This is a genomic window from Stenotrophomonas sp. MYb238 (assembly GCF_009496535.1).
GTDB lineage: Bacteria > Pseudomonadota > Gammaproteobacteria > Xanthomonadales > Xanthomonadaceae > Stenotrophomonas.
Genome location: NZ_WIDL01000003.1, coordinates 24,260 through 45,422, shown reverse-complemented (window position 1 = coordinate 45,422; position 21,163 = coordinate 24,260). Strand labels below are relative to the sequence as shown.

The following is a 21,163-nucleotide window of genomic DNA, read 5'->3' as shown; positions in this document are numbered from 1 at the left end:
GAACCCGGAACAGGGTGAATGCGGGCGCCATCGCCATCCGGCCCCACTGGTTGCTCGTTCCTCCGCCGGATTCCCGGCTCCTTGACCCTGCCGCGCCGCATCAGCAAAATATCTCTCTATCTCGATAGGTAGATATTTATGGATCTGGAAGACTGGTCGACCCGCCTGAAGGTGTTCGCCGACGCCACCCGCGTGCGCCTGTTGACGCTGCTGGAACAGGAAGAGCTGACCGTGGCCGAGCTGTCGGCCATCACCACGCTGGCGCAGCCGCGCGTGTCCACCCATCTGGCCCGCCTGAAGGAAGCCGGGCTGGTGCGCGACCGCCGCGCCGGCGTGTCGGCCTATTACCGGTTCGACGAGGCCGCGCTGGATCCGGCGCAGCGCGCCTTGTGGCATGCGCTGAGCAACGGCAGCGACGACCCGCTGCTGCGCCAGGACGCCGAGCGCGTGCCTGCCGTGCTGGCGATGCGCGCCGCCGACCAGAACTGGGCCGACAGCGTGGCCGGCGACATGGAACGCCATTATTCCCCGGGCCGCACCTGGGAAGCGCTGGCGCGCAGCGCGCTGCCGCTGCTGGAAACCGGCGACGTGCTCGACATCGCCTCCGGCGACGGCGTGCTGGCCGAACTGCTGGCCCCGCACGCGCAGCGCTACGTCTGCGTCGACACCAGCGCGCGCGTGGTCGCCGCGGCCAGCGAGCGCCTGCGCAAGCTGCCCAACGTCGAAGTGCGCGAAGGCGACATGCACAAGCTGCCGTTCGACGACGGCAGTTTCGACTTGGTGGTGCTGATGCACGCCCTCACCTACGCCAGCCACCCGGCCAAGGCCGTGGCCGAGGGCGCGCGCGTGCTGCGCCCGGGTGGACGGCTGATGCTGTGCAGCCTGGCCCGCCACGAGCACAAGGCGGCGGTGGAGGCCTACGGCCACGTCAACCTCGGCTTCACCGGCAAGGACCTGCGCAGGTTCGTCGAGAAGGCCGGGCTGGACGTGTCCAGCCTGGAAACCGTCACCCGCGAGAAACGCCCGCCGCATTTCGAGGTGATCTCGCTGATCGCGCACCGCCCCTGAACCATCGCAACGCCCGCTGTCCCGCAACGCTCCCGCCCCAACGTCACGGCCCGCCCCATGCAAGCCCTCCCCTGGCTCCACCCCGACCGCGTCGCCAAGCTGCTGCGCGCCCTGGAACAGCGCATCCTGATCATCGACGGCGCGATGGGTACGATGATCCAGCGCCACGGGTTGGACGAGGCGGACTATCGCGGCCAGCGCTTCGCCGAAGGTTTCGACAGCGCCCACGTGCACGGCCCCCACTGCGGCCATGACCTGAAAGGCAACAACGACCTGCTGCTGCTGACCAGGCCCGACATCATCGCCGGCATCCACACCCAGTACCTGCAGGCCGGCGCGGACCTGGTGGAGACCAACACCTTCAACGCCACCTCGGTCAGCCAGGCCGACTACCACCTCGAACACCTGGTCTATGAGTTGAACAAGGCCGGCGCGCAGGTGGCGCGGCAGTGCTGCGACGCCATCGAGGCGCTCACCCCGGACAAGCCGCGCTTCGTCATCGGCGTGCTCGGCCCGACCAGCCGCACCGCCTCGATCAGCCCCAACGTCAACGACCCCGGCTTCCGCAACACCAGCTTCGACGAGCTGCGGCAGACCTACCGCGAGGCCATCGACGGTCTGATCGACGGCGGCGCCGACACGCTGATGGTGGAAACCATCTTCGACACGCTCAATGCCAAGGCGGCGCTGTTCGCCATCGAGGAAGTCTTCGACCAGCGCGGCGGGCGGCTGCCGGTGATGATCTCCGGCACCATCACCGATGCCTCCGGCCGCACCCTGTCCGGCCAGACCGCCGAAGCCTTCTACGCCTCGGTCGCGCACGGCCAGCCGCTGTCGATCGGCTTCAACTGCGCGCTGGGCGCCGCCGACATGCGCCCGCACGTGGAAACGCTGGCGCAGGTGTCCAGCGGCTACGTCAGCGCCCATCCCAACGCCGGCCTGCCCAATGCGTTCGGCGAGTACGACGAGACGCCCGAGGAAATGGCCGCCACGCTGAAGGAGTTCGCCACCTCCGGCCTGCTGAACCTGGTCGGCGGCTGCTGCGGCACCACTCCGGCGCACATCAGGGCGATCGCCGAGGCGGTGGCCGGCGTGCCGCCGCGTGCTGTCACCCCACTCACCAAGGCAGCCTGAGGAAACGCCATGAGGAAGAAGATCCTGTTGGTGGGTGCCAGCGGCACCTTGGGCAAAGCCGTTGCGGCACACCTGCGCCAACGGCATGAGGTAGTCACCGCCTCGCGTTCGGACGCCACGCATCCGGTCGACCTCGGCGACGAGTCGAGCGTATCGGCGCTGCTGCACGCCGCTGGCCCGTTTGATGCCATCGTCTCCACTACCGGCAACGTGCATTTCGGCCCATTGACGCAGATGACCGCCGCACAGTTCAACCAGGGGCTGCAGGACAAGCTGCTCGGTCAGGTGCGACTGGCGTTGCTGGGCCAGCATCATCTCAACGATGGCGGCTCGATCACGCTGACCAGCGGCATCCTTGCCGAGCAGCCGATTGCCCAGGGCGCCAACGCCACCGCGGTCAACGCCGCCGTCGAGGGCTTCGTCCGCGCCGCCGCGCTGGAGCTACCGCGCGGCCTGCGCATCAACGTGGTCAGCCCCAGCGTGCTGGCCGAGGCACTGGATGCCTACGGCGATTTCTTCCCTGGCTTCGAGCCGGTGACGGCCGCACGCGCTGCCCTGGCTTACCAGCGCAGCATCGACGGCATCGCCAATGGCCAAGTCTTCAAGGTCTGGTAATGGGCAACATATCTTCCACTGCTTGCCATACCCGCCTGTCCGGCCTGGAACCGCTGGTCATCACCCCGGACTTGCTGTTCGTCAACGTCGGCGAGCGCACCAACGTCACCGGCAGCGCGCAGTTCAAGAAGCTGATCAAGGAAGAGCGCTACGAGGAAGCGGTGGAGGTGGCGCGCCAGCAGGTCGCCAGCGGCGCGCAGATCCTCGACGTCAACATGGACGAGGGCCTGATCGATTCGGAGAAGGCGATGACCCGCTTCCTCAACCTGATCATGTCCGAGCCGGACATCGCCCGCATCCCGGTGATGGTCGATTCGTCCAAGTGGAGCGTGATCGAGGCCGGGCTGAAGTGCCTGCAGGGCAAGAGCGTGGTCAACTCGATCTCGCTCAAGGAAGGCGAGGCCGCCTTCATCGAGCATGCGCAGCTGGTGCGCCGCTATGGCGCCGCCGCGGTGGTGATGGCCTTCGACGAGGACGGCCAGGCCGACACCTGCGCGCGCAAGGTGGAAATCTGCACCCGCGCCTACCGCATCCTCGTCGAACAGGTCGGCTTCCCGCCGCAGGACATCATCTTCGACCCCAACATCTTCGCGGTGGCCACCGGCATCGAGGAGCACGACAACTACGCGGTGGACTTCATCGAGGCCACCCGCATCATCAAGCGCACGCTGCCGCACTGCCACGTGTCCGGCGGCGTATCGAACGTGTCGTTCTCCTTCCGCGGCAACGAGACCGTGCGCCAGGCGATCCACTCGGTGTTCCTGTACCACGCCATCGCCGCCGGCATGGACATGGGCATCGTCAACGCCGGCGCGATGCCGATCTACGACCAGCTCGACCCGGAGCTGCGCGAGCGCGTGGAGGACGTGATCCTCAACCGCCGCAGGGACGGCACCGAGCGCCTGCTGGAGATCGCCGAGCGCTACAAGGGAAAGAAGGGCGAGAAGAAGGAAGAGGACCTGGGCTGGCGCCGGCAGCCGGTGCGCGAACGGCTGGCGCATGCGCTGGTGCACGGGCTGGACGCGTGGGTCGAGGAAGACACCGAGCAGGCGCGGCAACAGGCCACGCGCCCGCTGGACGTGATCGAAGGCCCGCTGATGGACGGCATGAACGTGGTCGGCGACCTGTTCGGCGCCGGCAAGATGTTCCTGCCGCAGGTGGTCAAGTCGGCGCGGGTGATGAAGAAGGCGGTGGCCTACCTGCTGCCGTTCATCGAGGCCGAGAAGCTGCGCACCGGCGATGTCGGCAAGAGCAACGGCAAGATCGTCATGGCCACGGTCAAGGGCGACGTGCACGACATCGGCAAGAACATCGTCGGCGTGGTGCTGGCCTGCAACAACTTCGAGGTGATCGACCTGGGGGTGATGGTGCCGGCGCAGAAGATCCTGGATACCGCGCGCGCCGAGAATGCCGACCTGATCGGCCTGTCCGGGCTGATCACGCCGTCGCTGGAGGAAATGAGCCATGTCGCCCGCGAGATGCAGCGACAGGGCTTCAGCACGCCGCTGCTGATCGGCGGCGCCACCACCTCGCGCGCGCACACCGCCTTGAAGATCGACCCGCACTACAGCGCGCCGACGGTGTGGGTGAAGGATGCCTCGCGCGCGGTGGGCGTGGCGCAGTCGCTGATCTCGCAGGAGCTGCGCGGCGCCTTCGTCGCCGCCAACGACGCCGACTACGCCGACATCCGCCAGCGCCACCGCAACCGCGGCGACGCCAAGCGCCTGGTATCGCTGGAGCACGCGCGCGGCCAGCGCTTCACCTGCGACTGGGCGCAGTACGCGCCGCCGGTACCGGCGCAGCCCGGCCTGCACGTGTTCGAGGACTGGCCGCTGGACGATCTGCTGCCGTTCATCGACTGGACCCCGTTCTTCAGCGCCTGGGAACTGGCCGGGAAATTCCCGGCGATCCTCGAGGACGAGATCGTCGGCACGCAGGCCAGCGAGCTGTACCGCGACGCGCGCGCGATGCTGGACACGATCATCGCGGAAAAATGGCTGACCGCCCGCGCGGTGTTCGGGTTGTGGCCGGCGAACAGCCGCGGCGACGACGTGGTGGTGTCCCTGCCCGACGCCGAAACCACCCTGCACTTCCTGCGCCAGCAGGTGGACAAGCCGGCCGAGCGCCCGGATTTCTGCCTGGCCGACTTCATCGCGCCGCAGGACAGCGGCAGGCAAGACTGGATCGGCGGCTTCGCCGTTACCGCCGGCATCGGCATCGAGCCGCATGTGGCGCGCTTCGAGGCCGACCACGACGATTACAACGCGATCCTGCTCAAGGCCCTGGCCGACCGCCTGGCCGAGGCGCTGGCCGAGCGCCTGCACCATCGCGTGCGCACCGGGTACTGGGGGTATGCCGCGGACGAGGCGCTGGACAACGAGGCGCTGATCGCCGAGAAGTACGTCGGCATCCGCCCCGCGCCCGGCTACCCCGCCTGCCCCGAACACAGCGAGAAACGCACCCTGTTCGCCATGCTCGGCGCCGAACGCATCGGCATGTCGCTGACCGAGAGCTTCGCCATGCTGCCCACCGCGGCGGTGTCGGGTTATTACTTCAGCCACCCGCAGAGCCAGTACTTCGTGGTCGGCCGCGTGTCCAAGGAACAGGTGGCCGACTACGCCAAGCGCAAGGGGGTCGACCGCGCGCAGGCGGAGAGGTGGCTCGCTTCGAATCTGGACTACGACCCCGAATGAAGCATCTCGCAGATGCGGTGACATCCGGGCGCGTGGCGACGCGCCATGCACGGTCGGCGCCCAGGTTTCCCGGCGGTGCGGACTACGACCCGGAATAAGAACGGCCGCAGGCACGGCGACATCCATGCGCGTGTCGACCCGCCACAGGTGATCGGCGCCCTACTCCTCGCCGCGCGGCTGGCTTGCCGCCTGGACTGCGATCCCGAATGGAGGCCGTCACGCGCTGGTGAAAGCACGGTCGCGTACGCCGCATGCGGTCGAAGCTCCACGTGGTGCGTCTGCCTCCAGTGCGGGCAAGACCGGGAACAACGGCCGTCGCGGCATGCGGCCGCATCCGCACGTGACGATCCCGGCCGGGCGCCCTTTGGCTGCGCAGCGCTGACCCGCGCCGTCCATCCGCCAGTGCCGGGGCGAATGGGCTCCATCGCGATACTTCATTTCCGCTGCACCGGCACCGGGCCTATCGTGGCACCCCCGATCCGCCCCACGAAGCCGCCATGGTCGATCAGCTCTTCATCAACGCCGCCGGTCCCGACGGCCAGCCCCTGGAACTGGCCGTGGCCGACGGCCGCTTCGCCGCCATCGGCATGCAACTGCCGCGCACCGACGATGCGGCGCTGGTCGACCTGGGCGGGCAACTGGTGCTGCCCGGCTTCGTCGACGGCCACATCCACCTGGACAAGAGCTTCGTCGGCGACCGCTGGCATCCGCACCGTCCGGCGCAGACCCTGCGCGAGCGCCTGGCCATCGAGAAGCAGGAACTGGCGCTCGCGCCCGCCATCGCCGAGCGCGCGGACGCGCTGGTCGCGCAGGCGGCCGCGTTCGGCACCGTGGCGATGCGCAGCCATGTCGATGTCGACGCCACCACCGGCCTGGACAACCTGCGCGCGGTTAGCGCGGTGCGCGAACGCTGGCGCGGCATCGTCGATATCGAGCTGGTCGCGTTTCCGCAGGCCGGCGTGATGTCCTGCCCGGGCAGCGCGCAGGTGCTGGACGCGGCGATGCGCGAAGGTGCGCAGGTGATCGGCGGCATCGATCCGGACACGCTCGACGGCGACAGCGAAGGCCAGCTCGACGTGGTGTTCGGCATCGCCGAGCGCCATGGCGTCAAGGTCGACATCCACCTGCACGAACCCGGCCTGGGCGGCATCGGACAGCTGCGGCGCATCGCCGAGCGTACCCGCGCACTTGGCATGAAAGGACGCGTAGCAGTCAGCCATGCCTATTCGCTGGGCGAGGTGGACGAGGCGCAGGTGGACCGCATCGCCGCCGTGCTGGCCGATGCCGGCGTGGCGATCATGACCAATGCCCCGGGCGACCGCCCGTTCCCGCCGGTGCGCCGCCTGCGCGCGGCCGGCGTGGAAGTGTTCCTGGGCAACGACAACATCCGCGACGCGTGGTGGCCCTACGGCAACGGCGACATGCTGCAGCGGGCGATGCTGCTCGGCTACCGCTCCGGCTTCTACACCGACGAGGAGCTGTGCATGGCGCTGAAGATGGCCACCGGCGCCGGCGCGCGCGTGATCGGCCTGCAGGGCTACGGCCTGGCCGTCGGCAACGAAGCCACCTTCCTGGTGCTCGACGCGCCCAATGCCGCGGCCGCCGTAGCCGGCGTACCCTGCCGCCGCCGCATCGTCCGCCGCGGCCGGTTCGTGCAGGACGTCACCTGACCGGTTCGGCGGGAACGGCGCGCTGGCTGCTGTAGATGCGAGGCCCGTTCTCCGCATGGAGCGTTCCCGGTGCAGCCCCGGCAAGGGCAAACACCGCACCACCGTTCCTGCATCCGGTACCATCGCTGCCGCTGTTGCGCCCTCTGTAGAGTCGCCCCCACATGGATCCATCAAGGTTCCGTAGGAGCGGCTTCAGCCGCGATGAGGCTTTACCAGAACTCCTCACAACCGGCCCCGCCCTAAACCCGCGACTGCCCCAACATCTCCACCAGCATGTCGGCCAGCACCCGCACCTCCGGATCGGCCGACGGCCGCAGCAGGATCGCCAGTTCGATGCTGTCGATCTCCGGCAGCCCGCTTTCCGCCCCCAGCACCACGTGCGCCGGCGTCACCGTGCGCGCCGGCAGCAGGCTGATGCCCAAGCCATCGGCCACCGCCGCCTGGATGCCGCCCAGGCTGGAACTGGTGAAGCTGATGCGCCAGCGCCGGCCCAGCGCCTCGATCGCGTCGATCATGTCCTCGCGGTACAGCCCGCGCGGCGGGAACGCCACCAGCGGCACCGGGTCGAGCGCGAACGCCGGGCTGGCCGCGCTGTCGATCCAGCGCATCGGCTCGGGCCAGCAGGCCAGCGCCTCGCGGCTGCCGCGGCGCTGCTTGACCAGCACCAGGTCCAGTTCGCCGCGGTCGTAGCCCTCGCCCAATGCGCGGCTCAGGCCGCTGCTCACTTCCAGCTTCCCCCGCCGATGGCGGCGGTTGAAGTCGGCCAGCAGGTGCGTGGTGCGGCCGCCGGCGAAATCCTCCGGCACGCCGAGGCGGATGGTGGTGGCCACGCCCGCGCCGGACAGCGCCTCGCCCAGTTCCTCGTTCAGCGCCAGCAGACGCCGCGCATACCCCAGCACGGTCTCGCCGGTATCGGTGGGCCGCACGTCGCGCACGCCGCGGTCGAGCAGGCGGTGCCCGGCCAGTTCCTCCAGCCGCCGCACCTTCTGGCTGATGGTGGACTGGGTGGAATGCAGCCGCGCGGCGGCCGCGGTGAAGCTGCCGCAGTCGGCCACCGTCACCAGCGCGCGCAGCAGGTCGAGGTCGAACAGCGCCCTATTCGATTTCGGACTGATATCCATCGTTACATTTCATTTCTGGATGGAAGACACGGCTTGTAGCATCGACGCCGGCCGGGCGCAAACGCCCGCGACCGCGATGCGCGCCACAGGCGCATCCGCACGCCGCAGCAACAGGAGGCAGGCGATGTCCGTTCGACATTGGATCACCGCGCAGGCGCTGGCCACGGCCATGCTGGCCGCGTGCCCGGCAGGCGCCAGCGACAGCGCGTCGTCGCGGCAACTGTTCGCCGCCGCCGAATCGGGCGATGCGGAAACGGTGCGCCGGCTGCTGGCGCAGGGCGCGGACACAGGTGTCCGCGACGCCAGGGGCCGCACGCCGCTGCTGGCCGCCGTCCACGGCCGGCAGACCGGCGCGGCGCGCGCCTTGATCGACGCCGGCGCCGACGTGAACGCCAAGGACGCGATCAACGACAGCGCCTACCTGTACGCCGGCGCCAGCGGCCAGCTGGAGATCCTGCGGATGACGCTGGCCCACGGCGCCGACCTGCGCAGCACCAACCGCTACGGCGGCACCGCACTGATCCCGGCCGCCGAGCGCGGCCATGTGGAAACCGTGCGCACGCTGATCGACGCCGGCATCGATGTGGATCACGTCAACCGCCTGGGCTGGACCGCCCTGCTGGAGGCCATCATCCTCGGCGACGGCGGCGGGCGTCACCAGGACATCGTGCGCCTGCTGATCGATGCCGGCGCCGACGTGGACCTGGCCGATGGCGACGGCGTCACCCCGCTGCAGCACGCCCGCCAGCGCCGGCAGGCCGCCATCGAACGCCTGCTGGTCGCCGCCGGCGCCCGCTGACCCGCTTTCTCCGTTGTGCGGCCCGCCGCACGCCACTGGAACCGACCGATGAAAACCACGCTTTCCCTCGCCCTGTCCTCCCTGCTGGTACTGGCACCGCCGGCGCTGGCCGCACGCTCCAGCGCCGACCTGCTGGTCCGCCACGCCACCATCGTCGACGTCGAGCACGGCCGTGCCCTGCCCGGCCAGGCGGTGGCGATCCGCGGCCAGGACATCGTGGCGGTGGGCGAGGACGGCGCGCTGGCCAGCCAGTGGCGCGCGGCCAGGACCATCGACGCGAAGAACCGCTACCTGATCCCCGGCCTGTGGGACATGCACGTGCATTTCGGCGGCGGCCCGGCGCTGGTCGAGGAAAACAAGGCGCTGCTGCCGCTGTACGTCGCCCATGGCATCACCACCGTGCGCGACGCGTCCGGCGACCTGCCCGAACAGGTGCTGTCCTGGCGCGGGCAGATCGCCGGCGGCCAGCTGTTCGGCCCGCAGCTGTTCACCTCCGGCGCCAAGATCGAAGGCATCGCCCCGGTGTGGAAGGGCACCATCGAGGTCGGCGACAGGGCCGGCGTCGACGCCGCGCTGGATCGCGAGCAGCGCGACAAGGTCGATTTCGTCAAGATCACCGACAGCACGCTCAAGCCGGAGCTGTTCCTGTACGCGGTGTCCGAGGCGAAGAAGCGCGGCCTGCGCACCTCCGGCCACATCCCGATGGCGTTGACCGTCGGCCAGGCCGTCGATGCCGGCATCAGCTCCATCGAGCACCTGGACTATGCGTTCCAGGCCGGCATCCCGGACGAGGCGAAGATCGCCGCCGATTTCGCCGCCGGCCGCATCGACCGCGCCGAGGCCAGCCGCCGCCTGCACGAAGGCTTCGACCGCGACACCGCGATGGCTGCGTACCGCCGCTTCGCCGAACGCGGCGTTGCCGTCACCCCCACCCTCGACGGCGGCCGCATCATCAGCTTCCTGGACACCGAACCGCACGACGACGACCCGTACCTGGCCTACATCGGCCCGGGCCTGCGCAAGACCTACGCCTGGCGCGTGGAGCGCGCGGCCAAGGCGACGCCGGAACAGATCCAGGCGCGCCACGAACGCTACGCGCAGGTCGCCGCGGTGCTGCCGATGCTTCAGGAAGCCGGTGTGCGCATCATGGCCGGCACCGATGCCGGCTTCCTCAATTCCTACAACTTCCCCGGCATCGGCCTGCACAACGAACTGGCGCTGTATGTGCGCGAAGGGCTGACCCCGGCGCAGGCGCTGGTCGCGGCCACCCGCAACGGCCCGGCCTGGTTCGGCAGGCTGGACCGCTACGGCGCGGTCGAGGCCGGCAAGGCCGCCGACCTGGTGCTGCTGGAGCGCAACCCGCTGCAGGACATCGGCGCCACCCGCGCGATCGCCACCGTGGTGATGCGCGGCAAGGTCTACGACCGCGCCGCGCTGGACGCCATGCTCGCCGGAACCCGGGCCAAGGTCGCCGCCTGGAACGCCGAAGCGACGCCCTGACCGCGGGATACCGGGACACCGGCGAAATTCGTCCGGCGGTCGCGCGCGGACGAATGTCGCAGGAAAGAAGGCGGGCTGATGGATGCCGGGCCCGCTTCACCCGAAACCAGGGCCGCGGCGCAGGCCCAAGCGCTGCACGACAAGCCCCGCACCTGGCCGGGCTTGTTTCCTACGGGGCGCCGCTGCAGCGCGTATCGACGCGGTCGAGATAGACCTCGAAGCACTGATCCGGGTCGTTCCCCAGGCCGACGCACCGCTGGCAGGCATACCAGCAGGGCCGCTCGCAGCTGGCGCCGCTGGCGACGCCGCCGAAAACGGACATCGACAGAAATCCCAGGGCGCCGATGCGCCTGATCCACTGTTTCATGCCACTTCCCCTTTGCGCCTGTCATCAGGCAGGGCAAGGTTGGAACCAGAGGATCGCCTGCACCGGGCAACCGCGCACGGTTCCGGCCGGATCAGATTTTTCCTACAAAAGCCCGCATACGTTCGCCGCCCGTGCCTGGCCGAAATCGAGGGAGGCCACGCACCGCAGACTTTCCCGCTGCCTTGCCCACGGGGTACAGGGCACAATAGGCGCCGCGGCCATCACCGCGCCCTGCCCTCCCCGCGCCCCACGCGCACGCCCATGACCACCGTTGCCCTGCCGCGGCCGCCGGTTCCCGTCGCCCGGCTGTCCAGCTTCTATTTCTTCTACTACGCCGCGCTGGGCGCGTTCACCCCGTACTGGAGCCTGTACCTGCAGTCGCGCGGCATGGGCGTGACCGCGATCAGCGTGATGATGAGCCTGTGGTACGCCACCCGCGTGGTCGCGCCCAGCACCTGGACCTCGCTGGCCGCGGTGTCGCCGCGGCCGATCCGCTGGCTGCGCATCGGCTGCGCGCTGACGGTGATCAGCTTCGCCGGTTTCCTGCTGCCGCAGCCGCCGTGGATGCTGTACGTGGTGATGGTCGGGTTCTGCTTCTTCTACAACGCGGTGATGCCGCAGTTCGAGTCGATCACCCTCACCCACCTGGGCAGCGACAGCCACCGCTACGGCATGATCCGGGTGTGGGGCTCGCTGGGCTTCATCGCGGTGGTGACCGCGTTCGGCTGGGCGATCGAGCGGCACGGCGCCGGCCTGCTGCCGTGGCTGATGCTGCCGCTGTTCATGCTGATGACCGGCGCGTCCTTCCTCAACCGCTACGCCCGCCACGTCGGTACCCATGCCGCGCACGTGCAGGGCTTCTGGGCGATCGTGCGGCGGCCGCCGGTGCTGGCGTTCTTCGTCGCCGCCTTCCTCGAACAGCTCTCGTTCGGGCCGTACTACACGTTCTTCTCGCTGTACATGGACCACCACGGCTACAGCACCTCGCTGCTGGGGCTGATGTGGACGGTGGGCGTGGTGTTCGAGGTGGCGGTGTTCTTCCTGATCGCCGGCTTCTTCCGGCGCTGGGACGCCAGCTGGCTGCTGATCATCTCCATGGCCAGCGCCGCGCTGCGCTGGTGGGCCACCTCGCTGTGGCCGGAGAACATCCCGGTGATGCTGGTGGCGCAGGCCACCCACTGCCTGGGCTTCGCTGCGTTCTTCGCCTCGGCGATGCAGCTGCTGGCGCGCTACTTTCCCGGCAACCTCAACGGCCACGGCCAGGGACTGTTCTACGGCTTCTCGTCGGGGCTGGGCGGCGTGCTGGGCGCGCTGATCGCCGGGCAACTGTGGCCGTTCGGCGACGGCAAGGTCGCCTTCATCGCCGGCGGCTGCTTCGCCCTGGCCGGCGCGGTGATCGCGTTCTGCTTCGTGCCGGAGAGGAAGACATCCGTGTAGGCACGTACCCCGATGCGCGCCGCGCTCTACCGGCAACGCTTCATTGCACAAAAAGGCGCGCGCCCGCGACCTATTCTTCCAGCGCCATCAGGTGATTGCGGAAGGAAGGCAGCAATACCCGGTTGCCGTATCCGCTGAGGTGGTCGCCGTCGAAATAGAGCGGCTTTCCGCCTTCGTCCGGCAGGCACGGCGTTCCCGGGCAAAGGATGGGCAGCGGGTCCCACACGCTGGCGCCCGGCAAGGCCGCGGCGATCTCCCGCAGGCTGGAGAGCGCCGGTTCCCGCAATGCTTCCATCTCCGCACGCGGGATCGTCATGCCGCGCGAGCAGATCGGATTGCCGCGGTTGAACGCGTCGGAGCAACGGAACGGCGGCGCTGGCAGCACCGGCTTCGGAGCTTCCAGCACGATATGGACTCCGCGCCCGGCCAGCGGCAGAAGTTGCGCGATCGTGCTGACAACGACCTTGCCGCGCATGGCACGGGCGGCATCGCCCTGCTGCGCGGTGCGGGCCGCCTCCAGATCGAACTGGCGGTACTGCTCCACCAGGCGCGGAACCCTCAACCCCGGCAGGAACACGGTATCGCCGGGACGGGCATGCCGGCCCAACTCCTCGAACAGCGTGCGCAGATGGGCATCGCAGCCCTCATCGGCCGCCTGCCCGCCCAGCAACCCGATCGGCGTGCAGCCGCCCCTGCCGTCAAGCCGCACCTGGAAACCCTCGAGGATCGCCAGCCGGCTGAACATTTCCCCGTAGGCCAGCGCATGCGAGTCGCCCACCACGAACAAGCGTCGGCCATTACCCGCTTTTCCGGACGGGCAGGCCCCGCGCTCGATCTGCTGCACGCCGCCGGGCAACCACGAAACCGCCAGCCTGCATTCGGGGTACTCCTTCGCCACGCCCTTGACATAGGGATACCAGTCCAGGGGATTGCGGGTGACCGTACTGAAGGAAATGTAGCGGCTGTTCTTCGACACCTGCTTCTGGAGCCCCATGCCGACCAGCAACACCACGAGCCCGCACAGTACCCAGCGCGCATCGCTCGCGCGCCAGCGCAGGCCAAAACGCAGCGGCTGCTCCACCCAGCGCCAGGAGAGCCAGGACAGCAGAACCGTGCAGAGCAGCGCCGCCATGGCCGTACCGGCGGACTCCAGGCCGAGCGTCCAGCGGAACAGCACGAATACCGGCCAATGCCAGAGATACAGGGAATAGGACATCCGGCCGATCGTCACCATCGGTACCGAGGACAGGACGACCCCGATCCGGCCACCGGGCCAGCGATGCAGCACCGCCAGCATTCCCAGGGTTCCCAGCACGGCCCACGCGCTGTCCTCCCAGGGAGAATGCCCGGGACGCGCCGTCCAGAGCCCATAGCCCAGCAACAGCAGGCTCGAAAGCAGGAAGAACGGACGCAGGAACCGGGCGCCGCGCCCAAGCGCAGGCGCATTCGCGCCCTGGCGCATGGCCAGTACCTGGAACAACAGTACGCCTGCCCCCAGTTGCCAGAAACGCGTCGTGGTTTGGTAGAACGCTTCGGTTTCGTGCCCGCCTTGCCGGGACAGCGCCACGGCATGGGCCAACGAAGCGGCCGTTGCCAGCACGAACAGCAGCAACGAGACCCAGCGCGCCCTCCCGCCTTTGGGCCAGGCGAGGAACAACAGCGGAAACAGCAGGTAAAACTGCTCCTCGACGCCCAGCGACCAGGTATGGGTATAGGGATTGAACTCGCTGCGCGGCGAGAAATAGCTGTTCCCGTTATCCGCCAGTACCCAGTTGCTCAGCCCGACGAAGGCCATGCGCCCGGTCTTGCCACTGGTTTCGCTCAGCCAGGAGTCCGGAATGAACAGCGCAGCGAACAACGCGGTGGCCAGCAGGCACACCAGCAGCGCCGGCATGATGCGGCGCATCCGGCGTGCGTAGAACCACACTGCCCCCTTCCATCCGCTGAAAGCGGAAGCGCGCGCAACCGAGGCGCTGACCACGAAACCGGAGATGACGAAGAACACGTCCACGCCGGTGAACCCGCCCGGCAGCCAGTCCGGCCTGAGGTGATAGGCGATCACCGCCAGAACGGCGATGGCCCGCATGCCATCGATGTGGGGGTAGTAGCCTTCCTGCTGCGGTCGTCCCTGCATTGCCGCTCCCTGCATCACTTGCACGAAAAGCAGATGTCGCCGGCCTCCACCACTCCGGCTCCGCGTATCACCAGACCAGGTCGTCGGGTACCTGGTACATCGGATCGGCGTAAGGGTCGGCATCGGCGGGCGCGTTGGGATCGACCCTCAGCGCCACGGCCGGGGCGAAGATCGCCTCCGCCTCGGCCAGCAGTTCGGCGGTCACCAGCAGGTAGCGCCCGTTCTGCTGCAGCACGCCCAGCTGGCCGGCGTTGAGCGCCTTGAGCTGGTCGGCGGTGACGTAGATGCGCTTGATCTTGCCGCCATAGGGAAAGTGGCGGGCGATGTCGGCGTCGGCGATGTTCAACGCCTTGTCCTTGAGCAGCTCGTCCAGCTTCGCCTTCGCCTCGCGGCGCAGGCGTGCTTCCTCCTGCTTCTGGCGCTCGGCCTCGATGCGCTCGTCCTTCTCCCTCTGCGCGCGGATCGCATAGGCCTTGGCCAGGTCGATGTCTTCCTGCGAGCGCGGCTTGCGCGGGCCCTGCGCGCCGGCATGCGCGGCCTTGTTGCCGGGCGTCGGCCTGCCGGCATGGCCCGGTCTGTTGCCCGGTTTGCTGCCGGGCGTGTTGCCGGCCTGCGGACGGGCCTGCCCCGGCCTGCCCTGCGGGCGGCCGTCGCGGCGGGTGTCGGGCTTGCGCTCGGGTTTGGGCGCGGGCTTGAAACCCAGCCCCAGGAGCTGGTCGCGGAGAGTGTCGCTCATGCGTGCGGTACGTCGTATCAGTAGTGCGGGGGCGGCGGTTCGCTCGCCGGATCGGAGGCGTTCAGCGCGTTGCGGACCTTGCCCAGGTCCTCGAGCAGCACGCGCAGCACATCGGCGTTGCGGCTGCCCTGCATGCGCGCGTCGGCCAGCGCTTCGCTCAGTTCGGCCAGCGCCTGTTCCTGGAAGGACACGCGCATCTCCAGTTCCACCAGGCGGTCTTCCAGCGCCTGCTCACGGGCGCTCGGCAGCAGGTCAGACATGCAGGGAGCGCCCCCGGCCGATGCCGTAATAGGCCAGCCCGGCCGCCTCGATCTCGCGCGGGTCGTACAGGTTGCGGCCGTCGAACACCACCGCATCGCCCAGCGCTTGGCGGACGCGCGGGAAATCCGGGCTGCGGAACTGCTTCCACTCGGTGACCACGACCAGCGCGTCGGCGCCGTCCAGCGCATCGAACGCCGAGTCGCAGAACACCAGGTCCTCGCGCTCGCCGAAGATGCGGCGCGCCTCATGCATCGCCTCGGGGTCGTAGACGCGCACGCGCGCGCCGGCTTCCCACAGCTGCGCCAGCAGGCGGCGGCTGGAGGCTTCGCGCATGTCGTCGGTGTTGGGCTTGAACGCCAGCCCCCACACCGCGAAGGTCTTGCCGCGCACGCCTTCGTCCTCGCCACGGTCGTAGTGGCGCTGGACCAGTTCGAACAGGTGCCCCTTCTGCGCCTCGTTCACCGCTTCCACCGCGTCGAGCAGGCGCGGCGTGTGGCCGTGCTGCAGGGCGGTGCGGGCCAGCGCCTGCACGTCCTTGGGGAAACACGAGCCGCCGTAGCCGGCGCCGGGATAGATGAAGTGCCAGCCGATGCGCGGGTCCGAACCGATGCCCTGGCGGACCTGTTCGATATCGGCGCCGACGCGTTCAGCGATGTTGGCGATTTCGTTCATGAACGAGATCTTGGTGGCCAGCATCGCGTTGGCGGCGTACTTGGTCAGTTCGGCCGAACGCACGTCCATTTCCACCACGCGGTCGTGGTTGCGGTTGAACGGCGCGTACAGGCGGCGCATCACCGCCACCGGTTCCTCGCGGGTCGCACCGATGATGATGCGGTCCGGGCGCATGCAGTCGGCCACCGCGTCGCCTTCCTTGAGGAACTCGGGGTTGGAAACCACGTCGAAGTCGATTTCCACGCCGCGCGCGGCCAGCTCGTCGGCGATCGCCGCGCGCACCTTGTCGGCGGTGCCCACCGGCACCGTCGACTTGTTGACCACCACGGTCGGCACCTGCAGGTGCCGGCCGATGGTGCGGGCCACGGCCAGCACGTACTGCAGGTCGGCGCTGCCGTCCTCGTCGGGCGGCGTGCCGACCGCGATGAAGACCACCTGCCCATGCGCGATCGCGGTGGCGGCATCGGTGGTGAAGGCCAGCCGCGCCGCGGCATGGTTGGCCTTGACCATCGGCTCCAGTCCCGGCTCGTAGATCGGGATGACACCCCGGTTCAGGCCGTCGACCTTGGCCTGGTCGATATCGACGCAGACCACGTCGTGCCCGACCTCGGCCAGGCAGGTCCCGGTGACGAGCCCGACATAGCCGGTACCGAAAATCGCAACGCGCATAGGTGCAGTGGCTCCGTGGATTACTGCAGGACGCCCAGCAGCTCGACGTCGAAGGTCAGCGTCGCGTCCGGGCCGATCTGGCCGCCCGGGGTGCCGTTGCTGCCGTAGGCCAGTTCGGACGGGACCCAGAAGCGGTACTTGGAACCGACCGGCATCAGCGCCACGCCTTCGGTCCAGCCCTTGATCACCTGGTCCAGGCCGAAATCGGCCGGCTGGCCACGCTGGTAGCTGCTGTCGAACACGGTGCCGTCCAGCAGCTTGCCCTCGTAGTTCACGCGCACGCGGCTGCTCGCCATCGGGCGCTCGCCGCTGCCGGCGCGCAGCACCTGGTACTGCAGGCCCGAGGCGGTGGTCACCACGCCCGGCTGGGTCTTGTTCTTGGCCAGGAAGGCGTTGCCTTCCTCGCGGTTCTTGCCAGCGGCGGCGGCCTGCTTGGCGGTGCTGAACGCCTGCAGCGTGGCCTGCGCCTGCTGGCGGTCCATCAGCGGCGTGCCCTTGGCGAACAGGGTGCTGATGGCCTGGAAGGTCGCGTCCAGGTCGATCTCGCCCTTGATCGGCGCCAGCGACGGGCCGACGGCATAGCTGCCCAGCATCAGGCCGACCTTCTCGCGGTCCACCGGCGGCGGCTGGCTGCCCGGCGCCATGCCCGGCACCTGCTGGCCGGAACGGATCATCATCGCCACGCGCAGAGCCTGGTCGGTCTTCTGCGCTTCTTCCTGCGACAGCAGCGGCTGGCCGCCGGCGAAGGCGTTCTCCACGGCGCGGCGCAGCGCGGCGACATCGACTTCCGAGGCGATGGGTTCGAACGAACTGGCGACGTCCACGCCGATGGCATAGCCGATTTTTTCACGTTCCGAGGTCAAAACGGACTTCTCCTTGGTGGCCGCGGGGGCGGCAGGTTGTTGCGCGATCACGGCCGCGGGGACCGCCATCGCCAGAATCAGTAGCGACGCCACAGCGCCGCGCTTTCCCATCTTCATTCGCTGCATTCTCTGGAAGTGAACAGACGCCGCCATCGGCGCGAGGGGCGTCATTGTCGCATGCATGCCCGGGATGTAGGAGCGCGCCGCGATGCCGCGCGCCCATGCCGCGTGCGCCTCAGTGGTGCGGTACCGGCCTGGCCAGTTCGCGCTCGATCGCCGCGCGCAGTTCCGGATCGTCCGGCCGCACCTTGCTGGGGAACTGCGCCACCACCCGGCCGTCGCGCGACACCAGGTACTTGTGGAAATTCCAGCCCGGCGCCACGCCGGTCAGGCGGGTCAGGTCCTGGTACAGCGGCGTGGCCTCGGGGCCGATCACGTGCACCTTCTGGAACATGGGGAACTTCACCCCATAGGTGAGCGTGCAGAACTCCTGGATCTGCGCCTCGCTGCCCGGCTCCTGGCCCTTGAAGTCGTTGGACGGGAAGCCGAGCACCGCGAACCCACGGCCGGCCAGCTCCTGGTGCAGCGCCTCCAGCCCCTCGTACTGCGGCGTGAAGCCGCACTTGGACGCGGTGTTGACCACCAGCAGCACCTTGCCGCCGTAGGCGCGATTCAGGTTCACCTCTTCCTTTCCGGCGAGCGGGCGGTAGTCGCGGGCCAGCAGGGTGCCGTCGGCGGCAGCGGCCGCTCCCGCCATGGACATGGTCAACGCCATGCCAATCAGATAGTTGCGGATGGACATCGGGGTTCTCCTAGGGATGGACGGGCGTGCTGCGAAGACTAGGCCATCAGTTGGGTCACGGGGGAGTTGCATGCTGGCGTGTCGGTGTTATAGTTGCATACAACACCAGCCACCCTACACAGGGGGACCGCCATGAACCGAAGGCACCATCGACATGTTTTCCCGGCGCTGGCCGCTGCCGGCACGTTGCTGCTGATCGGTTGCACGCTGTCCTTCCCGGCCGGGCGTGGCGCGGTCCAGGATTATGCCGCCGGAGCCACCGGCGAAGAGCAGGAGGCCGACGCGCAGGAGAAGAGGAGCCGCCCCGTCCGCCGGATGCGCACCAGCCTCTCCCTGCCCTACTTCTCATTCGCACAGTCGCTGAATCCACGGAGCTGACCATGAGCGATATCCAGTGGAGCGATGGCGCTCCCATCTACCGCCAGCTGAAGGATCGCGTCATCGCGATGATGCTGGACGGCATCATCAAGCCGGGCGACGCCCTGCCCTCGGTGCGCCAGGTGGCCGCCGAGTACCAGTTGAACCCGATCACGGTCTCGCGCGCCTACCAGGAACTGGCCGACGAGAACCTGGTCGAGAAGCGCCGCGGCCTGGGCATGTTCATGACCGAGGAGGCCGCGCGCAAACTGCGCGGCAGCGAGCGCGACCGCTTTCTCAATGAAGAGTGGCCCGGCGTGCTGGAACGCATCCAGCGCCTGGGCCTGACTTTGGAAGATCTGCTGCCACCGGGGACCACACCATGAATGCCGCCGTCGAAGCCGTCGTTTCCGCCCAGGGCCTGCGCAAGGCCTACAAGCAGAAGCCGGCCCTGGACAACACCAGCTTCACCATCGCACCGGGCCGGATCGTGGGCCTGATCGGCCCCAACGGCGCCGGCAAGACCACCGCGCTCAAGGCCCTGCTCGGCCTGACCTCGTTCGAGGGCGACCTGCGCGTGCTCGGCATGGACCCGCGCAGCCAGCGCAACGCGCTGATGAACGATGTGTGCTTCATCGCCGACGTGGCGGTGCTGCCGCGCTGGATCCGGGTCAAGGAGGCCATCGACTTCGTCGCCGGCGTGCACCCGCGCTTCGACCGCGCCCGCTGCGAGCGTTTCTTGGCCAACACCAAGCTGCAGCCCAAGCAGCGCGTGTCCGAGCTGTCCAAGGGCATGGTGGTGCAGCTGCACCTGGCGCTGGTGATGGCCATCGACGCGCGCGTGCTGGTGCTGGACGAGCCGACCCTGGGCCTGGACATCCTCTACCGCAAGGAGTTCTACCAGCGCCTGCTGGAGGACTACTTCGACGAGCAGAAGACGATCATCGTCACCACCCACCAGGTCGAGGAGATCGAGCACATCCTTACCGACGTGCTGTTCATCCGCGACGGGAAGATCGTGCTGTCGGCCGACATGGAAAGCGTGTCCGAGCGCTACACCGAGCTGCTGGCCTCGGCCGACACCCTGCAGGCCGCGCGCGAACTGGCGCCGATCGACGAGCGTTCGCTGCCGTTCGGCAAGACCGTGCTGCTCTACGACGGCGCCGACCGCAACCAGCTCGATGCCCTGGGCGAAACCCGCAACCCCGGCCTCGCCGACCTGTTCGTGGCCATCATGAAGGGAACCTACGCATGAACGCCGTCCATCACATCACCCCGCTGGGCAAGTTCAAGTGGCTGCTCAAGCGCGAATACTGGGAAAACCGCGGCGGCTTCCTGCGCGCGCCGCTGGTGGCCGGCGGCATCTCCCTGCTGCTGTCGCTGATGGCGATCATCGCCGGCCTGTTCGCGGCGCGCCGCGCCGCCGAGAACGGCGACCTGCACATCAACGGCGTCAACGTCAACGGCCTGGACCTGGGCATGCTGACCCAGCAGATGACGCCGGCGGACATGGCCAAGTTCGGCGAGGGCATGAACGTCACCCTGCTGCTCAGCTCGGCGTGGCCGTTCATCACCCTGGCCTTCGTGGTGTTCTTCTACTGCCTGGGCGCGCTGTATGACGACCGCCGCGACCGCAGCGTGCTGTTCTGGAAATCGATGCCGGTTTCCGACACCCAGACGGTGCTGTCCAAGCTGGTCGGCGCGCTGGTCATCGCCCCGCTGCTGGCGGTCGCCGCCGCCATCGTGACCATGTTCGGCTTCATGGTGCTGATCAGCCTGGTGGTGCTGTTCCACGGCGGCAACCCCATGACCCTGATCTGGGCCTCGTCCAATCCGTTCTCGATCGCCGCCAGCCACCTGGCCTGGATCCCGGTCTATGCGCTGTGGGCGATGCCCACCGCCGGCTGGCTGCTGCTGTGCTCGGCCTGGGCCAAAAGCAAGCCGTTCCTGTGGGCGGTGATGCTGCCGGTGTTCGCCGGGGTCATCGTCAGCTGGTTCGACGTGATGAAGCTGTTCGGCCTGGACAGCGGCTGGTTCTGGGGGCACGTGGTGGCCCGCCTGCTGCTCAGCGCCACGCCGGGCATCGAACTGGCCTACCGCAGCCCCACGCCCACCGGCGAGTCGGTGCAGTCGATGCTGCAGGGCTTCTCGCCCGGCGTGCAGCTGGCCGGGCTGGCCAACCCCGAACTCTGGATCGGCGTGCTGGTCGGCGCCCTGTTCATCGCCGCCGCGATCTGGCTGCGCCAGCGCCGCGACGAGATCTGA

At 68.7% G+C, this 21,163-nt stretch carries 20 protein-coding genes; 12 read left to right on the top strand and 8 right to left on the bottom strand.

Annotated elements, in window-relative coordinates:
- Positions 1–138: 138 nt before the first annotated feature.
- From CQ393_RS02875 to CQ393_RS02855, 5 genes are all read left to right on the top strand, one after another.
- The gene (locus CQ393_RS02875) at positions 139–1,068 is read left to right on the top strand and encodes an ArsR family transcriptional regulator (RefSeq protein WP_153190125.1); all 930 of its coding nucleotides are present in this window, start codon (positions 139–141) and stop codon (positions 1,066–1,068) included.
- A 57-nt stretch (positions 1,069–1,125) separates the two neighbouring features.
- Positions 1,126–2,202, top strand: a complete 1,077-nt coding sequence (locus CQ393_RS02870) for a homocysteine S-methyltransferase family protein (RefSeq protein ID WP_153190124.1) — start codon at positions 1,126–1,128, stop codon at positions 2,200–2,202.
- 9 nt (positions 2,203–2,211) lie between these two features.
- Positions 2,212–2,817 (top strand): short chain dehydrogenase, encoded by a 606-nt coding sequence (locus CQ393_RS02865; RefSeq protein ID WP_153190123.1) that lies wholly within the window; start codon positions 2,212–2,214, stop codon positions 2,815–2,817.
- Positions 2,817–5,510 (top strand): methionine synthase, encoded by a 2,694-nt coding sequence (gene metH / locus CQ393_RS02860; RefSeq protein WP_153190122.1) that lies wholly within the window; start codon positions 2,817–2,819, stop codon positions 5,508–5,510. The genes CQ393_RS02865 and metH overlap by 1 nt, the downstream gene beginning before the upstream one ends.
- 497 nt (positions 5,511–6,007) lie before the next feature.
- Positions 6,008–7,180 carry an amidohydrolase family protein gene (locus CQ393_RS02855; protein WP_153190121.1) on the top strand — a complete coding sequence of 391 codons (1,173 nt, stop codon included), beginning with the start codon at positions 6,008–6,010 and terminating at the stop codon, positions 7,178–7,180.
- A gap of 239 nt (positions 7,181–7,419) precedes the next feature.
- Here CQ393_RS02855 and CQ393_RS02850 read toward each other — a convergent pair whose 3' ends face one another.
- Positions 7,420–8,301, bottom strand: coding sequence for a LysR substrate-binding domain-containing protein (locus CQ393_RS02850; RefSeq protein ID WP_153190120.1), 882 nt, complete (start codon positions 8,299–8,301; stop codon positions 7,420–7,422).
- Positions 8,302–8,470: 169 nt separating this feature from the next.
- Here CQ393_RS02850 and CQ393_RS02845 point away from each other — a divergent pair, with 169 nt between their 5' ends.
- Both CQ393_RS02845 and CQ393_RS02840 read left to right on the top strand, forming a co-directional pair.
- Positions 8,471–9,100: an ankyrin repeat domain-containing protein gene (locus CQ393_RS02845; RefSeq protein WP_153190287.1), complete on the top strand. Its 630-nt coding sequence runs from the start codon at positions 8,471–8,473 to the stop codon at positions 9,098–9,100.
- A 48-nt stretch (positions 9,101–9,148) separates the two neighbouring features.
- Entirely contained in the window at positions 9,149–10,600 is a 1,452-nt protein-coding gene (locus CQ393_RS02840) for an amidohydrolase family protein (protein ID WP_153190119.1), read from the top strand.
- Between the two features lie 169 nt (positions 10,601–10,769).
- Here CQ393_RS02840 and CQ393_RS02835 read toward each other — a convergent pair whose 3' ends face one another.
- Positions 10,770–10,967, bottom strand: a complete 198-nt coding sequence (locus CQ393_RS02835; protein WP_153190118.1) for a hypothetical protein — start codon at positions 10,965–10,967, stop codon at positions 10,770–10,772.
- A 261-nt stretch (positions 10,968–11,228) separates the two neighbouring features.
- Here CQ393_RS02835 and CQ393_RS02830 point away from each other — a divergent pair, with 261 nt between their 5' ends.
- Positions 11,229–12,404 carry an MFS transporter gene (locus CQ393_RS02830; RefSeq protein WP_153190117.1) on the top strand — a complete coding sequence of 392 codons (1,176 nt, stop codon included), beginning with the start codon at positions 11,229–11,231 and terminating at the stop codon, positions 12,402–12,404.
- A gap of 70 nt (positions 12,405–12,474) precedes the next feature.
- On the opposite strand, the gene CQ393_RS02825 is transcribed toward CQ393_RS02830, so the two are convergent.
- From CQ393_RS02825 to CQ393_RS02800, 6 genes are all read right to left on the bottom strand, one after another.
- Positions 12,475–14,538, bottom strand: coding sequence for an acyltransferase family protein (locus CQ393_RS02825; protein WP_153190116.1), 2,064 nt, complete (start codon positions 14,536–14,538; stop codon positions 12,475–12,477).
- A gap of 67 nt (positions 14,539–14,605) precedes the next feature.
- Complete coding sequence (locus tag CQ393_RS02820; RefSeq protein WP_153190115.1) at positions 14,606–15,274, bottom strand: DUF2058 family protein; 669 nt, start codon at positions 15,272–15,274, stop codon at positions 14,606–14,608.
- 17 nt (positions 15,275–15,291) lie between these two features.
- Positions 15,292–15,534: a SlyX family protein gene (locus tag CQ393_RS02815; protein ID WP_153190114.1), complete on the bottom strand. Its 243-nt coding sequence runs from the start codon at positions 15,532–15,534 to the stop codon at positions 15,292–15,294.
- Positions 15,527–16,876 carry a UDP-glucose/GDP-mannose dehydrogenase family protein gene (locus tag CQ393_RS02810; protein ID WP_153190113.1) on the bottom strand — a complete coding sequence of 450 codons (1,350 nt, stop codon included), beginning with the start codon at positions 16,874–16,876 and terminating at the stop codon, positions 15,527–15,529. The genes CQ393_RS02815 and CQ393_RS02810 overlap by 8 nt, the downstream gene beginning before the upstream one ends.
- 20 nt (positions 16,877–16,896) lie before the next feature.
- Complete coding sequence (locus CQ393_RS02805; protein WP_153190112.1) at positions 16,897–17,856, bottom strand: FKBP-type peptidyl-prolyl cis-trans isomerase; 960 nt, start codon at positions 17,854–17,856, stop codon at positions 16,897–16,899.
- Positions 17,857–17,974: 118 nt separating this feature from the next.
- Positions 17,975–18,541 carry a glutathione peroxidase gene (locus CQ393_RS02800; protein ID WP_194269568.1) on the bottom strand — a complete coding sequence of 189 codons (567 nt, stop codon included), beginning with the start codon at positions 18,539–18,541 and terminating at the stop codon, positions 17,975–17,977.
- A 132-nt stretch (positions 18,542–18,673) separates the two neighbouring features.
- Between CQ393_RS02800 and CQ393_RS02795 the strand changes: the two genes are divergently transcribed.
- The 4 genes from CQ393_RS02795 to CQ393_RS02780 are packed head-to-tail and all read left to right on the top strand — an operon-like array spanning position 18,674 to position 21,163.
- Complete coding sequence (locus tag CQ393_RS02795) at positions 18,674–18,919, top strand: hypothetical protein (protein ID WP_153190111.1); 246 nt, start codon at positions 18,674–18,676, stop codon at positions 18,917–18,919.
- Positions 18,920–18,921: 2 nt separating this feature from the next.
- Entirely contained in the window at positions 18,922–19,284 is a 363-nt protein-coding gene (locus CQ393_RS02790; RefSeq protein ID WP_055764809.1) for a GntR family transcriptional regulator, read from the top strand.
- A complete protein-coding gene (locus CQ393_RS02785; RefSeq protein ID WP_153190110.1) occupies positions 19,281–20,153 on the top strand; it encodes an ABC transporter ATP-binding protein in 873 nt (290 codons plus the stop codon). The genes CQ393_RS02790 and CQ393_RS02785 overlap by 4 nt, the downstream gene beginning before the upstream one ends.
- Positions 20,150–21,163, top strand: coding sequence for a hypothetical protein (locus CQ393_RS02780; RefSeq protein ID WP_153190109.1), 1,014 nt, complete (start codon positions 20,150–20,152; stop codon positions 21,161–21,163). The genes CQ393_RS02785 and CQ393_RS02780 overlap by 4 nt, the downstream gene beginning before the upstream one ends.